Source organism: Rhodanobacter sp. FW101-FHT13A11 (assembly GCF_058790335.1).
The window spans coordinates 1-14,652 of the sequence record NZ_JBYTCN010000008.1 but is presented as its reverse complement, the minus strand read 5'-3'; the positions used below and the strand labels follow the sequence as shown (position 1 = coordinate 14,652).

Annotated in this window: 13 protein-coding genes and 2 tRNA genes; 13 read left to right on the top strand and 2 right to left on the bottom strand. The window is 69.5% G+C overall.

Annotation, left to right across the window (positions count from 1 at the left end):
- The 10 genes from AC3WRN_RS10260 to AC3WRN_RS10215 all read left to right on the top strand — a co-directional run bounded on the left by AC3WRN_RS10260 (nucleotide 1) and on the right by AC3WRN_RS10215 (nucleotide 7,440).
- Entirely contained in the window at nucleotides 1-759 is a 759-nt protein-coding gene (locus tag AC3WRN_RS10260) for a heme ABC transporter permease (RefSeq protein WP_492622879.1), read from the top strand.
- Complete coding sequence (gene ccmD / locus AC3WRN_RS10255) at nucleotides 756-962, top strand: heme exporter protein CcmD (protein WP_068091155.1); 207 nt, start codon at nucleotides 756-758, stop codon at nucleotides 960-962. Before AC3WRN_RS10260 ends, ccmD begins: the two co-directional genes overlap by 4 nt.
- Before the next feature lie 24 nt (nucleotides 963-986).
- Entirely contained in the window at nucleotides 987-1,457 is a 471-nt protein-coding gene (gene ccmE, locus AC3WRN_RS10250; RefSeq protein ID WP_201028721.1) for a cytochrome c maturation protein CcmE, read from the top strand.
- Complete coding sequence (locus AC3WRN_RS10245) at nucleotides 1,454-3,433, top strand: heme lyase CcmF/NrfE family subunit (protein ID WP_492622878.1); 1,980 nt, start codon at nucleotides 1,454-1,456, stop codon at nucleotides 3,431-3,433. The genes ccmE and AC3WRN_RS10245 overlap by 4 nt, the downstream gene beginning before the upstream one ends.
- Nucleotides 3,430-3,972, top strand: a complete 543-nt coding sequence (locus AC3WRN_RS10240) for a DsbE family thiol:disulfide interchange protein (protein WP_492622877.1) — start codon at nucleotides 3,430-3,432, stop codon at nucleotides 3,970-3,972. Before AC3WRN_RS10245 ends, AC3WRN_RS10240 begins: the two co-directional genes overlap by 4 nt.
- Before the next feature lie 140 nt (nucleotides 3,973-4,112).
- Entirely contained in the window at nucleotides 4,113-4,538 is a 426-nt protein-coding gene (locus AC3WRN_RS10235; protein ID WP_492623002.1) for a cytochrome c-type biogenesis protein, read from the top strand.
- A complete protein-coding gene (locus AC3WRN_RS10230) occupies nucleotides 4,535-5,584 on the top strand; it encodes a tetratricopeptide repeat protein (RefSeq protein WP_492622876.1) in 1,050 nt (349 codons plus the stop codon). The genes AC3WRN_RS10235 and AC3WRN_RS10230 overlap by 4 nt, the downstream gene beginning before the upstream one ends.
- Nucleotides 5,585-5,586: 2 nt before the next feature.
- Entirely contained in the window at nucleotides 5,587-6,696 is a 1,110-nt protein-coding gene (metX, locus tag AC3WRN_RS10225) for a homoserine O-acetyltransferase MetX (RefSeq protein WP_492622875.1), read from the top strand.
- A gap of 49 nt (nucleotides 6,697-6,745) precedes the next feature.
- Nucleotides 6,746-7,327, top strand: coding sequence for a cysteine dioxygenase family protein (locus AC3WRN_RS10220; protein WP_492622874.1), 582 nt, complete (start codon nucleotides 6,746-6,748; stop codon nucleotides 7,325-7,327).
- 27 nt (nucleotides 7,328-7,354) lie between these two features.
- Nucleotides 7,355-7,440, top strand: a tRNA-Leu gene (locus tag AC3WRN_RS10215).
- Between the two features lie 43 nt (nucleotides 7,441-7,483).
- On the opposite strand, the gene AC3WRN_RS10210 is transcribed toward AC3WRN_RS10215, so the two are convergent.
- Nucleotides 7,484-9,421, bottom strand: a complete 1,938-nt coding sequence (locus AC3WRN_RS10210) for a formylglycine-generating enzyme family protein (protein ID WP_492622873.1) — start codon at nucleotides 9,419-9,421, stop codon at nucleotides 7,484-7,486.
- Nucleotides 9,422-9,520: 99 nt separating this feature from the next.
- Here AC3WRN_RS10210 and AC3WRN_RS10205 point away from each other — a divergent pair, with 99 nt between their 5' ends.
- Entirely contained in the window at nucleotides 9,521-10,633 is a 1,113-nt protein-coding gene (locus AC3WRN_RS10205; RefSeq protein WP_492622872.1) for a ribonuclease D, read from the top strand.
- A gap of 59 nt (nucleotides 10,634-10,692) precedes the next feature.
- Nucleotides 10,693-10,768, top strand: a tRNA-Ala gene (locus AC3WRN_RS10200).
- Nucleotides 10,769-10,913: 145 nt separating this feature from the next.
- On the opposite strand, the gene ppk1 is transcribed toward AC3WRN_RS10200, so the two are convergent.
- Nucleotides 10,914-13,085, bottom strand: coding sequence for a polyphosphate kinase 1 (gene ppk1, locus AC3WRN_RS10195; protein WP_492622871.1), 2,172 nt, complete (start codon nucleotides 13,083-13,085; stop codon nucleotides 10,914-10,916).
- 274 nt (nucleotides 13,086-13,359) lie between these two features.
- Here ppk1 and AC3WRN_RS10190 point away from each other — a divergent pair, with 274 nt between their 5' ends.
- Nucleotides 13,360-14,607, top strand: coding sequence for an MFS transporter (locus AC3WRN_RS10190; protein WP_492622870.1), 1,248 nt, complete (start codon nucleotides 13,360-13,362; stop codon nucleotides 14,605-14,607).
- The last annotated feature ends 45 nt before the right edge of the window (nucleotides 14,608-14,652 follow it).

The window sequence follows — 14,652 nt, the reverse complement described above, 5'->3', positions numbered from 1 at the left end:
ATGTCTAGCTGGATTCCGCTCTGGTTGCACAAGCTCGGCTCGCCGCCGACGTTCTACCGCTTCGCCGGCACGCTGCAGCCATGGGCGACGGCGCTGGCGCTGCTGCTCGGCGTTGTCGGGCTGTACGGCGGCCTGGTGCTGGCGCCGGCCGACTACCAGCAGGGCGACGCCTACCGGATCATCTTCATCCACGTGCCCAGCGCGTGGATGAGCATGTTCATCTACGGGGTGATGGGCGTGGCCTCGTTCATCGCGCTGGTATGGCGGATCAAGCTGGCCGAGGTGGTGGCGATGGAGTCGGCGCCGATCGGCGCGGCGTTCACCTTCATCACCCTGGTCACCGGCTCGCTGTGGGGCAAGCCGATGTGGGGCACCTGGTGGACCTGGGACGCGCGGCTCACCTCCGAGCTGGTGCTGCTGTTCCTGTTCCTCGGCGTGATCGGGCTGTACCACGCGTTCGAGGATCGCCGCCAGGGCGCGCGCGCCGCGGCGTTCCTCGCCATCATCGGCATCATCAACGTGCCGATCGTGCATTTCTCGGTGAACTGGTGGAATACCCTGCACCAGGGCAGCACGGTCAACGTGTTCGGCCCGTCGAAGATCTCCGGCGCCATGCTGTGGCCGCTGCTGACCATGACCCTGGCCACCAAGTTCTACTACGTCGCCAGCCTGTGCCGCCGCGCGCGCACCGACCTGCTGGACCTGGAGAGCGGCAAGGACTGGGTGCGCCGGATCGCCGAAGACGAGGCCGGCCGATGAGCGCCCTGCAGCACTTTTTCGCGATGGGCGGTTACGCCGCCTACGTGTGGCCGGCCTACGCGCTGTTCTTCGCCGTGCTGGTCGCCGACACCGTCGCGCCGCGGCTGCGCCGCCGCCGCGTGCTGACGGAACTTCGTGCCCGCCTGGCGCGTCAGAGCGCGCGACAGGAACGCAAGCCCCCTTCCACTCCAGCGTCCCCCTGACCGGGGCGGTCGATCGCCATGCCCATGAATCCCACCCGCAAGCGCCGGCTCACCATCGTGCTGTCGATCCTCGCCGCAGCCGCCGTCGCCGCCGTGCTGGTCGTGCTGGCGCTGCAGAACAACATGAACTACCTGCTCACGCCGAGCCAGGTGCAGTCGGGCGAGGCCGCCGGCTACAAGACGTTCCGGCTCGGCGGCATGGTCAAGGCCGGCTCGATCCAGCGTGCCAGCGACTCGCTCAAGGTCACCTTCACCGTGGTCGATGCCGGCGGCGCGATGCCGGTGGAGTACACCGGCATCCTGCCGGACCTGTTCCGCGACAACCAGTCGGTGATCGCCACCGGCCACATGGACAATGCCCACTTCGTGGCCACCGAGGTGCTGGCCAAGCATGACGAGACCTACATGCCGAAGGAGCTGAAGGACGCCATGGCCAAGGCTCACGCGGACAAGAAGATCGAGGAAGCGGCCGCAGTGCAGGACAAACTGCCATGACCCCCGAACTCGGCCAGCTCGCGCTCATACTCGCCCTGCTGCTGGCGCTGGCGCAGAGCATCCTGCCGCTGCTCGGCGCGTGGCGCGGCAACCGCGCGCTGATGGCGGTGGCGCGCCCGGCCGCGGCGGGCCAGGCGGTGTTCGTGGCGATGGCGTTCGGCATCCTGGCGTGGGCGTTCCTGCGCTTCGACTTCTCGGTGCAGTACGTGGCCGACAACTCGAACCTGGCGCTGCCGTGGTACTACCGCATCGCCGCGGTGTGGGGTGCGCACGAGGGTTCGCTGCTGCTGTGGATCTTCATCCTCAACGTGTGGACGGTGGCGCTGGCCGCGTTCAGCCAGAAGCTGCCCGAGGTGTTCGCCTCGCGCGTGATCGCCGTGATGGGGCTGATCGCGGTGGGCTTCCTCGCCTTCATCATCTTCACCTCCAACCCGTTCGGCCGGCTGCTGCCGATGCCGGGAGACGGCGCGGATCTCAACCCGGTGCTGCAGGATCCGGGCATGACCTTCCACCCGCCGATGCTGTACATGGGCTACGTCGGCTTCTCGGTGGCGTTCGCGTTCTCGATCGCCGCCCTGCTCGGTGGCGAGCTGGAGCAGGCCTGGGTGCGCTGGGCACGACCGTGGACGAATATCGCCTGGGCCTTCCTCACCTGCGGCATCGTCGCCGGCAGCTGGTGGGCCTACGCCGAGCTGGGCTGGGGCGGTTGGTGGTTCTGGGACCCGGTGGAAAACGCCAGCTTCATGCCGTGGCTGGTCGGCGCGGCGCTGATCCATGCGCAGGCGGTGACTGAGAAGCGCGGCTCGCTGCGCGCGTGGACCATCCTGCTGTCGATCTTCGCGTTCTCGCTGAGCCTGCTCGGCACCTTCCTGGTGCGTTCGGGCGTGCTCACCTCGGTGCACGCGTTCGCCTCCGATCCGCGCCGCGGCATCTTCATCCTGGCCTTCCTCACCATCGTGGTCGGCGGCTCGCTGCTGCTGTATGCCCTCAGGGCACCGCAGGTGCTGGGCGGCAAGCCGTTCAAAGTGCTCTCGCGCGAAACGGTGCTGCTGATCGGCAACCTGATGTTCGCGGTGGCCGCGGCGATGGTGCTGCTGGGCACGCTGTTCCCGCTGATCGGCGACGCGCTGAACCTGGGCCGGATCTCGGTGGGCCCGCCCTACTTCGGCTTCCTGTTCCCGCTGCTGATGCTGCCGGTGGTGCTGCTGCTGCCGTTCGGCCCGTTCCTGCGCTGGGGCAAGGGCGAGGCGCCGGCGATCGGGCAGGTGCTGCTGCGCGCCGGCGTCGCCGCGGCGGCCTGCGCGATCGCGGCGGCCTTCCTCGTCGACGGCCAGCTCAAGGCGATCGCCGGCGTGGCGGCGGCGGCATGGGTGATCGCCGGCGTGCTGCTGTACGCGCTGAAGCGCTGGCGTGAACTGCCGCGCGGCCGCCGCTACCCGGCCGAGATGGCCGGCATGCTGCTGGCGCACCTGGGCGTGGGCGTGTTCGTGGCCGGCGTGCTGCTGTCCGAGTCGCTCAGCGTGACCCGCGACGTGCGCATGGCGCCGGGCGAGAGCCAGCACATCGGCAGCTACGAGTTCCGCTTCGACGGCGTGCACCGCGCCAACGGCCCGAACTGGAAGGCCGACCAGGGCGTGGTCACGGTCATCCGCGACGGCAGGGAACTCACCGTGATGCACCCGCAGAAGCGCACCTACCTGCGCGGCCAGGTGCAGACCGAATCGGCGGTTGACGCCGGCGTCACCCGCGACCTGTACGTGGCGCTGGGCGAACCGATGGATGCCGGCAACGTCGAAGGCGCCTGGGCGCTGCGGCTGTACTACAAGCCGTTCGTTCGCTGGATCTGGGCCGGCGGCCTGCTGATGATGCTGGGCGGCCTGGTCTGCGCCACCGACAAGCGCTTCCGCCTCAAGCGCGGCGCCGAAACCGAAACCGGCGCCGTCGCCGGCCTGCAGGTACAGGAAAACCGCGCATGAACCGGCTGCTTCCCTTCATCGGTTTCATGCTGCTGGTCGGGCTGTTCGGCTTCGGCATCTGGTGGAATACCCGGCACGACCCGAACGCGATCCCCACGCCGCTGCTGAACAAGCCGGCCCCGGCCTTCAACCTGCCCAAGCTGTACGAGCCCGCGCAGACGGTCGGCAAGGCCGACCTGCTGGGCAAGCCCTACCTGCTCAACGTGTTCGCCAGCTGGTGCATCGAGTGCGGCGTGGAGCACCCGGTGCTGACCGCCGAGGGCCCGTCCCTCGGCGTGACGCTGGTCGGCTACAACTACAAGGACGCCCCGGCCGACGCGAAGAACTGGCTGGCCAGGCACGGCAACCCGTACGATCTGCTGATCGCCGACGAACCCGGCCAGACCGCGATCGACTTCGGCGTGTACGGCGCGCCGGAAAGCTTCCTGATCGACGCGAAGGGCGTGATCCGCTACAAGCACATCGGCCCGCTGACCCCGGGCGTGGTGGCGAAGGAACTCAAACCGGCGATCGCGGCGATGCTCAAGGAGGCGCCGTGACGCGCCACCACCCTTGTAGGAGCCCGCTTGCGGGCGATGCTCCTGCTTTTGCAGAGCCCGGCTCTCAACAGACGAATGTCTGGCTATCCCGAATCCCGAATCCCGTGAAGAGAGCATCGCCCGCAAGCGGGCTCCTGCGGGTGATCTTCGTGGTGTTGCTCACGTTTGCCGGTGTCGCGCATGCGCAGGCGATCGAGCCGATGCCGTTCCGGGACCACGCGCAGGAGCTGCGCTTCCAGCACCTCACCCACCAGCTGCGCTGCCCGATGTGCCAGAACGAGACGCTGGCCGACTCCAACGCGCCGATCGCGCGCGACCTGCGCAACCAGATCTTCCGGATGATGCAGCAGGGCAAGAGCGACGAGGAAATCAAGCAGTACCTGGTCGCGCGCTATTCCGAGTTCGTACTGTACGACCCGCCGCTGAAACCGGGCACCTGGCTGCTCTGGTTCGGCCCGCTGCTGGTCCTGTGCGGCGGCACCGGCGTGGTGCTGGCGGCGATCCGCCGGCGCAACCGCGGCGACAGCGCCGCCGAGGCACCCACCGATAACGGGGACGACTGGTGAAGACCGTTTTTATCATTGCCGCCGCCGCGATGATCGCCGTGGCGCTGGCCGTATTGTTGCTGCCGCTGATGCGTCAGGGCCGCAAGTCCGGCCGGCCGCGCAGCGTGTTCGTGACGAGCCTGCTGATCGCCCTGGTGCTGCCGCTGGGCGCCGGCGCGCTGTACCTGCTGGTGGGTACGCCCGCCGCCCTGAACGGGGTGATCGCCCAGCCCGCGCCGATCAGCCTGCCGCAGGCGATCGCCGAACTGCGTACGCATCTGCAGCAGCAGCCGGACGACCTGCAGGGCTGGATGTTGCTGGCGCAGACCAGCAGCATGCTGCGCCAGCCGGCCGATGCGCGCGATGCGTTCGACCACGCGCTGAAACTCGACCCCAACAACGCCGAGGCGATGATCGGCTGGGCCGAGAACGATTCGATGACGCGCAACGACCACCTGATCGAGGGACGTGCGCTGGAACTGCTCAAGCGCGCCGTGCAGTTGCACCCCGACAGCCAGCGCGGCCTGTGGCTGCTGGGCATCGGCAACTTCCAGCGCGGCGAATACCGCGAGGCCGCCGCCACCTGGCGCCTGCTGCTGCCGCAGCTGGAGCCCGGCTCGTCGGTGGCGAAGGCGGTTGCCGAACAGATCGCCGTCGCCGACGCCCGCGCCGGCGGCGCCCCGGCCAGCGCATCGAGCGGCGCCGCCGCACCCGCCCCGCAGGGCGCCGCCCTGCAGGTGCAGGTGACGCTGGCGCCGGCGTTGAAGGACAAGCTCGCCCCCGGCGATGCGTTGTTCGTCTATGCCCGCGCCGAGAACGGCCCGCCGATGCCGCTGGCCGTCGCCAAGATCGACCCGGCCCAGCTGCCCGCCACCGTCACCCTTTCCGACGCGATGGCGATGACGCCGGCGTTCAGGCTGTCCTCGGTCCAGCGCGTCTTCGTCGGCGCGCGGATCAGCCACAGCGGCCAGCCGATCGCCCAGTCCGGCGACCTGGAGGGCGACGCCGGCGTGGTCGCGGTGGACAGCAAGACGCCGGTCGAGATCAACATCGACAAGGTGCGCTGAGCATGGGCGACGCGCGCCGCTACCTCCCGCTGCCCTCGCCGTTCGCGATGAAGCGCGGCGGCGAACTGCACGGCGCACACGTCGCCTACGAGACCTGGGGCACGCTGAACGCGGCGCGCGACAACGCCGTGCTGGTGCTGACCGGGCTGTCGCCCAGTGCGCACATGACCTCCTGCGAGGAGGATCCCGCGCCGGGCTGGTGGCAGGAAATGGCCGGCCCCGGCAAGGCGATCGACACCACGCGCTGGTTCGCGATCTGCGTGAACTCGCTGGGCAGCGACAAGGGCTCCACCTGCCCTGCCTCGATCGACCCGGCCACCGGCGAACCGTACCGGCTGAGCTTTCCCGAACTGGCGCTGGAGGACGTCGCCAACGCGGCGCACGCCGTGGTCGCCAGCCTCGGCATCGGCCAACTCGCCTGCCTGATCGGCTGCTCGATGGGCGGCATGAGCGCGCTGGCCTACATGCTGCTGCACCCGCACAGCGTGCGCGCGCACATCAGCGTGGACACCGCGCCGCAGGCGCAGCCGTTCGCCATCGCGATCCGCTCGCTGCAGCGCGAGGCGATCCGGCTCGACCCGCACTGGAACGAAGGCCGCTACGACGACGACAGCTATCCCGACACCGGCATGAGCATCGCGCGCAAGCTCGGCGTGATCACCTACCGCTCGGCGATGGAATGGAACGGCCGCTTCGCGCGCATCCGGCTCGACCCCGAGCAGCGCGAGGACGAGCCGTTCGGCCGCGAGTTCCAGGTGGAGTCCTACCTCGAAGGCCACGCCCGCCGCTTCGTGCGCCACTTCGACCCGAACAGCTACCTGTACCTGTCGCGCGCCAGCGACTGGTTCGATATCGCCGAGTACGGCCGCGGCAGCGTGCTCGAAGGGCTCAAGCGCATCTGCATCGAGCAGGCGATGGTGATCGGCGTCAGCACCGACATCCTGTTCCCGCTGCAGCAGCAGGAACAGATCGCGGAAGGCCTGGAAGCGGCCGGCGCGCGGGTGGAGTTCGTGGCGCTGGATTCGCCGCAGGGACACGACGCCTTCCTGGTCGACATCGACAACTACAGCCGCGCGATCGGCGGCTTCCTGAACCGGCTGCCGGCCTCCTGACCGCTGCGCTGGTAAGATCCGCCCCATCACGCATCCGACCGAGACCGTCATGCTCACCCTGGATTTTCCCGGCAGCCGCACCCTGATCGACGCGATCGACGCCGCCGTGGCCAAGCCGACCACCCACGAGCTCACCGACAGCCTGCGCCACAGCCTGTGCAAGCTGATCCGCGACAACGCCGTCACCCTGCCCGACTGCGTGTTCGAGGCCAACCCCGACCACTACGCCCGCCGCGAGCTGTACCGCAGCGAGGAGCACGGCTACTGCGTGGTGGCGATGACCTGGGGGCCGGGCCAGGGCACGCCGATCCACGACCACGACGGCATGTGGTGCGTCGAGGGCGTGTGGAACGGTGCGCTGGAGATCGTGCAGTACGAGCTGGTCGAGCACGATGCGCAGCGCTACTGCTTCCAGCCGGTCGGCTCGATCCAGGCCGGCGCCGGCTCGGCCGGCAGCCTGATCCCGCCGCACGAATACCACAGCATCTGCAACCCCAGCGACAGCGCCGTCACCGTCAGCCTGCACATCTATTCCGGCCCGATGACCCGCTGCTCGGTGTTCCAGCCGCTGCCGGAAGACCGCTGGTACGGCCGCGACGTGCGCCAGCTGGGTCTCGACCGCGTGCACTGAACCCGGCATAATTCCCCGCTCGCACATGCCGGTGTGGCGGAATGGTAGACGCGGCGGACTCAAAATCCGCTTGTGGTGACACAGTGGAGGTTCGAGTCCTCTCACCGGTACCAGACACCGGAAAACCCCGCCCCGCGCGGGGTTTTTCATGTCCGCCTAAAGCTCCCGCACCACCCGGAAGCCGACCCGGCCGCTGCGCGCGTCGCCGCTGCTGCCCTGGCGGTAGGCCGAGTCCACCTGGTCGGGCGAGCTGCCCCAGGATCCGCCGCGCACCACGCGGGAACGGCAGCCTGGGTTGATCCAGGCGCTGCCGTCGCCGGGGGCGCGGATGTAGTTGTCGTGCCAGCAGTCCAGCACCCATTCGGAGACGTTGCCGTTGATGTCGTACAGGCCGAACGGATTGGCGGCGAAGCTCATCACCGGCGCCGGCCCCCAGTAGCCGTCGCGATAACCGCGGAAGGCATGGCTCCAGCGCCGGCCGCTGCGCGAGCGGTCGCCGGAGCCGGTGAGGTTCTCCACCGGGTGCGTGGGCGTGCCGTCGCCCCACCAGTAGCGGCTGCGGGTGCCGCCGCGCAGCGCGTACTCGAACTCCGCCTCGCTGGGCAGCCGGTAGACCTTGCCGGTGCGCTGGCCGAGCCAGTCGGCGTAGGCCTTGGCGTCGTTCCACGAGACGTTTACCACCGGCAGGTTGTCGTCGGCCTTGCGGCCGGCGTAGTCGTCCTGCCAGGTCGCGTCCGAATCGTCGCGCAACGCGCCGCTGCGCTCGTCGTACACGCTGGCGCCGCCCAGCTTGACCGAGTCGGGCACGTAGCCGCTGGCGCGGACGAACTCGCGGAATTCCGCCACCGTCACCGCCGTGCGCGCCATCGCGAAGCCCTTGCCGATGGCGACCGCGTGTTGCGGCAGCTCGGCCTCGTTGCGGTCCTCGTCATCGGCGGACGCGCCCATCTGGAAGCTGCCGGTGGGAATCACCACCATCGCCGGCGTCTTGCCCGGGAGGTCGATGTAGCGGTCGGTGAACACCTGGCCGGGTTTGTAGCTGGCATACAGGCGCGCGTTGGTGAGCTGGTCGCCGAACGCGGCCAGCGTCGGCAGGTTCGGGTCGATCGCGCGCGCCTGCGCCGCCAGCTTCGTGGCCAGCTCGAGGTTGCCGGCATCCAGCGCCGTGTGCGCCTGCGCCAGCACGCCGCCTGCGCGTTGCACGCGCATGTCGTCGACGCGCTTGTGCACGTCGATCATCTGCTGCGAACCGGGACGGATCGCCTGCGCCGCCGCCAGCTCGCGGTCGGCCCCGGTGAAATCGTTCTGCGCCACCGCCGCCAGTGCGCGATCCAGCACCGCGCGCTGCACCTCGAAGATGCCCTGCTCGGCCACCGCGTTCTGCGGGTCGAGCTTCTGCACCTCGCGGTACAGGTCCAGCGCACTGCCGCCCGGCGGCTGGTCCGCCTTGCCCCGCCGCAGCAGGCCGGCAGCCTCGGCCAGCATCGGCCGCACCTTCTCCAGGGTCTTCAGGCCCGCTTCCAGCTGCGTCACTTCCGCGGCGGCGTTCGGCAGCGTGCGCAAGGCGACGAGCAGTTCCCGCGCCGCGTCGGCGTCACCCAGCGCGATGTCCTGGTCGATCTCCGCCACCAGCCTGGCGCGCACGTCGAACAGGCCCTGCGCGGCGCGGCGGCTGTCCGGCTTCTCCTTCAGCGCCTGTCCGAACAAGGCGGCGGCGCTGCTCGCGTCGCCGACCAGCTGGCCGGCGTGCAGGGCCCGGGTTGCCCGCGCCAGCAGGGCCTGCACCTCCGGTGGATCGGCGCTGAGCTGCTCGGGCAGGTTCGCGCCCCTGCCGCTACGCGCGGCGATCACCGTCGCCGGCGCCAGCGTCAGCGGCGGCCCGGCATTGAGCTCGCTGATCGCCGAGCCCCGTTCCGGCTGCAATCCGCTGCCCGGCGCGGCGGCGCCGAGCGACATCGAGCGGCGCGGCGCCTCGGCCGGATTGACGTGGAACAGCCGCGGAAAGAAGTGGTACAGCAGCGCGAACCCCAGCACGATCACCCCGAGCGCGCCGCCGAGAGCACGCTGACGGCGCAGGGTTGCGTTGTTCGGCATAGATGGGCGTCCTTGGTGCAGCCTGTTATCGTGCGCTGCTCACCATAGGCACAAACCGCCTGCAGGGCAATCCGCGCCCGCAGCCTCCAAGGAGTACCGATGCCCCCATCCGAAACCGCCGCCGACTGGATCGACCGGCCCGACGCGTTGCGGGAGTGGCTGGCGGCGATGCCCGCCGACGCCATGGTCGGCATGGACACCGAGTTCATGCGCCGCAATACGTTCCACCCCCAGCTGGCGCTGCTGCAGCTGGGCTGGAACGGCCGCCATGCGCTGGTCGACCCGCTCGCCTTCGACATCGGCGACGCGCTGCAGCCGCAACTCGTCGCCGGTCCGGCCACCACCGTCATGCACAGCGCCGGCGAGGATCTGGAAACCCTCGCGCCCCTGCTGCCGGACGGCCCGCACATCCTGTTCGACACCCAGATCGCCGCCGCCTTCGTCGGCATGGGCCTGGGGCTGAGCTACCGCGCGCTGGTCGCCGAACTGGCCGGCGTGGAACTGGACAAGGGCGAGACCCGCTCGGACTGGCTGCAACGCCCGCTCACCGACTCGCAACGCCGCTACGCCGCGCTGGACGTGGTGTACCTGCAGACCATCCACGAGCAGCTGGCCGAACGCCTGTTGCGTCGCGACCGCCGTGCCTGGCACGCCGAGGATTGCGCACGCCTGAAACAGCGCGCCAGCCACCGCGACGGCGACCCGCAGCCGCAGCGTGCGCTGCGCGCCGCCGCCGACTGGCCTGTCGCGCGGCAGGCTCTGCTGCGCCGCCTGCTGCTGTGGCGCGACCGCGACGCACGCCGCCTCGACGTGCCGCGCCCGTGGCTGCTGGACGACACGCTGGCGCTGAGCCTGGCGCAACAGCCGCCGGCCAGCCTCGCCGACCTCGAGCAACGCGGCCGCGGCCAGCGCGCGCTGCGCGCGGCCCAGCGCAGCGACTTGTTCGAGCTGCTCGCCCCCGCCGTCGACGACGGGGAGATCGCCGCCACCGCGCGCATCCCCGGCCACCCGCAGGGCGAGGCGAAGAAGGCGCTGGCCGCGATGAAGACCCTGGTCGACACCCTCGCCGGCGAACTCGACCTCCCGCCCGGCCTGCTGTGCCCGCGCAAGGCGCTGGAGGAATACGTGGTCACCGCCGAGTGGCCCGAGTTCCTGGAGGGCTGGCGCCGCGAGGTGCTGCACGACCGCCTCGTCCCGCTGCTGCCCGGCTGAATCCACACGCGGGGTCTTGGCGAAGCCCCGTCACGCTGCTAACATTTGCCGCTTGTCGTGGGGCGGTAGCTCAGCTGGGAGAGCGTCGCGTTCGCAATGCGAAGGTCGTGGGTTCGATCCCCATCCGCTCCACCAATCAGAAACAACGATTTGGGCCACCTCGCCAGGGTGGCCTTTTTCGTTGCAAGCGCACGGCAGGCGGGCACCGGACGACGGCGACGGCGGGATCGTCCTGGCGGATGCAAGCCGGGGTATCCGCCGCCGGCACGACGCCCGCGACTCAATGGCCGTTGCTGTTGACGCTCCCTGCTCCGCACAGCTTGTCCAGCAGCTCGGACTGTACGTTGCGCAAGGGTTCGTCGGCGACCACGGGCGGATGCACGTAGGCGCCGTCGGGCTGCAGCAGCGAGGCACTGGCGTTGTCGGCGAGGTAGCGCAGCAGCGCGTTGTGGATGCGCTGCTGCAGTTTCTTGCCGTCGATCGGAAACGCGGTTTCGACGCGGCGGTCGAGATTGCGTTCCATCAGGTCGGCGCTGGCCAGGTACAGCTCGGGCTCGCCGTCGTTGGCAAACCAGTAGACGCGGCTGTGCTCGAGGAAACGGCCGATGATCGAACGTACCCGGATGTTCTCCGACACGCCTTCCACGCCGGGGCGCAGGCAGCAGATGCCGCGCACGATCAGGTCCACCTGCACGCCGGCGATGCTGGCCTTGTACAGCGCACGGATCACCTTCGGCTCGGTCAGCGCGTTGATCTTCAGGATGATCTGCGCCGGCTTGCCCGCGGCCGCGTGCGCGGTCTCGCGCGCGATCAGTTCGAGCAGGGCCTTCTTCAGGGTGAACGGCGCGTGCAGCAGCTTCTTCATGTGCATCACCTTGCCCATGCCGGTGAGCTGGCTGAACAGCTTGTGCACGTCCTCGCACAGCGCCTCGTCGGAGGTGAGCAGGCTGTAGTCGGTGTACAGCCGCGCGTTGCCGGTGTGGTAGTTGCCGGTGCCGAGGTGGGCGTAGCGCACCAGCTCGCTGCCCTCGCGGCGCTGGATCAGCATCAGCTTGGCGTGCGTCTTGATGCCGACCACGCCGTAGATCACCATCGCGCCGGCCTGCTGCAGGCGCGAGGCGAGCGTGAGGTTGGATTCCTCGTCGAAGCGCGCGCGCAGCTCGACCACCGCGGTCACCTCCTTGCCGGCGCGGGCGGCGTCAACCAGCGCATCGACGATCTCCGAGTTCGCGTTGGTGCGGTACAGCGTCTGCTTGATCGCCAGCACCTGCGGGTCTTTCGCCGCCTGGCGCAGCAGGTCGACCACCGGCGCAAACGATTCGTAGGGGTGCAGCAGCAGCACGTCCTGCCGCCCGATCACCTGGAACAGGTCTTCGGCGTGCAGCAGCGTCTTGGGCAGCGACGGCGTGAACGGCGGGTACTGCAGCCGCGGGTAGCTGACGTTGTTGGCGATGCGGAACAGCCGCGCCAGGTTCACCGGACCGTTCACCTCGTACATTTCCGACTCGTTGAGGCCGAACTGCTTGAGCAGGTAGTCGGTCAGCTCCTTCGGGCAGTTGTCGGCCACCTCCAGCCGCACCGCGTCGCCGAAGCGGCGCGAGTACAGCTCGCCGCGCAGCGCCAGCGCCAGGTCCTCGACGTCCTCCGGATCGAGCGTGAGGTCGGCGTTGCGGGTCAGCCGGAACTGGTAGCAGCCGAGCACGTCCATGCCCGGGAACAGTTCCTCCGCATGGGCGTGGATGATCGAGGACAGCAGCACGTAGTTGTCGCCGCCCTCGCAGATTTCCAGCGGCATGCGGATCAGCCGCGGCAGCACGCGCGGCGCCGGCACGATCGCCAGGCCGGAATCGCGGCCGAACGCATCCACGCCATCCAGCCGCACGATGAAGTTGAGGCTCTTGTTGACCAGCAGCGGGAACGGATGGGTCGGGTCGAGCCCGATCGGGGTGACCAGCGGCGCCACCTCCTCGCGGAAGTAGCGGCGCACCCACATCTTCTGCTTGTGCGTCCACTGCGTGCGCCGCACGATGCGGATGCCGTACGTGGCCAGCTCCGGCAGGATGCGCTCGTTGAGGATCGCGTACTGCCGTGCGATCTGCCGGTGCGCGATCTCGCTGATCTCGGCCAGCGCACGCTTGGGCGGGATGCCGTCGGGGCCGATCATCTCGTGGTCCAGCGCGATCTGGCCCTTCAGCCCGGCCACGCGGATCTCGAAGAATTCGTCCATGTTCGCGGAGAAGATCAGCAGGAACTTCAATCGCTCCAGCAGCGGCGTGCGCTCGTCCAGCGCCTGGTCCAGCACGCGGATGTTGAACTGCAGCTGTGACAGCTCGCGATGGATGTACAGCCGGCTGTCGCCGAGGTCCGGCCCCGGCGCCACCGGCGCGGCATCGTTGGCGGCCGGCGTGCCGGCGTCGGTCGGCGAGGTTCCGCGAATCAGACGGCTGTTCATCGGTGCTCCATGCAACAGGAGGTGGATAGCATCCCGCATGGTAGCGCGCCGCCCGCAGGGCCCGCTCCCGATGCGGCCGGGCCGGGTCAGGTATCACTCAGTCTGCGACATTTCGCTGACGACGCTGTGACGCCGTTCACCCGGGTCCGGGCAGCGCTCCGGCACGAACACGGCCCGGTGGCGCAAGCCGCCATCGACGGCCGGCACATGCGGAATGGCGGCGGCCTGTCTTATGGTTGCTACCCCCGCGCCGCTCCGTCCAGCCGAACACCCCATGCAGACCCGCGTCGAAAGCGCCCCGCTGTCCCCTTCCGCGATTCCCCTCTCCAGCGATCCGGCGCCGCCCGGCGAATCCACCGCATACGCGGTACTCGGCGGGATCAGCTTCGCGCACATGCTCAACGACATGATCCAGTCGTTGATCCTGGCGATCTATCCGATCCTCAAGCACGACTTCCAGCTCAGCTTTGCCCAGGTCGGCCTGATCACGCTGACCTACCAGCTCACCGCCTCGATGCTGCAGCCGCTGGTCGGCATGGTCACCGACCGCCGGCCGATGCCGTACTCGCTGCCGGTGGGCATGGGCTTCACCCTGTGCGGCCTGCTGTTGCTGGCGACCGCGCCGAATTTCCCGGTGCTGCTGGCTGCTGCCGCGCTGGTCGGCACCGGCTCGTCGGTGTTCCACCCGGAATCCTCGCGGGTGGCGCGAATGGCCTCGGGCGGGCGGCACGGCCTGGCGCAGTCGTTGTTCCAGGTGGGCGGCAACACCGGCTCGTCGCTGGGGCCGCTGCTGGCCGCCTGGATCATCGTGCCGCACGGGCGCGGCAGCGTGGCGTGGTTCTCGCTGGCGGCGCTGCTGGCGATCGTGGTGCTGCTGCAGGTGGGCCGCTGGTACGGGCGGCATCATGTCGTGCGCGGCTCGGCGGCAGCGCGGCGGCGGCCCGCCGTGGCGCTGTCGCGCCGGCAGGTGCTCGGCGCGCTGGCGATCCTCGGCCTGCTGATCTTCTCCAAGTATTTCTACCTGACCAGCCTCAGCAGCTATTACACCTTCTACCTGATCCACAAGTTCGGCGTGTCAGTGCAGAGCGCGCAGGTGCACCTGTTCGTGTTCCTGTTCGCGGTGGCCGCCGGCTCGCTGATCGGCGGCCCGGTCGGCGACCGGATCGGGCGCAAGTGGGTGATCTGGGTATCCATCCTCGGCGTGGCGCCGTTCACCCTGCTGCTGCCGCACGCGAACCTGCTGTGGACCGGCGTGCTGACCGTGATCATCGGCCTGGTGCTGGCCTCGGCGTTCTCGGCGATCCTGGTCTACGCGCAGGAATTGGTGCCCGGGCGCGTCGGCCTGGTCTCGGGGCTGTTCTTCGGCCTCGCCTTCGGCATGGGCGGCATCGGCGCCGCCGTGCTCGGCGGGCTGGCCGACGCGCACGGCATCGAATACGTCTACCGGCTGTGCGCGTACCTGCCACTGATGGGGTTGATCACGGTGTTCCTGCCGAACCTGGAACGCCCGGCACGCGCCTGACCTTCCTGTAGGAGCCCGCTGGCGGGCGATGCTTCTGAGCCAAAG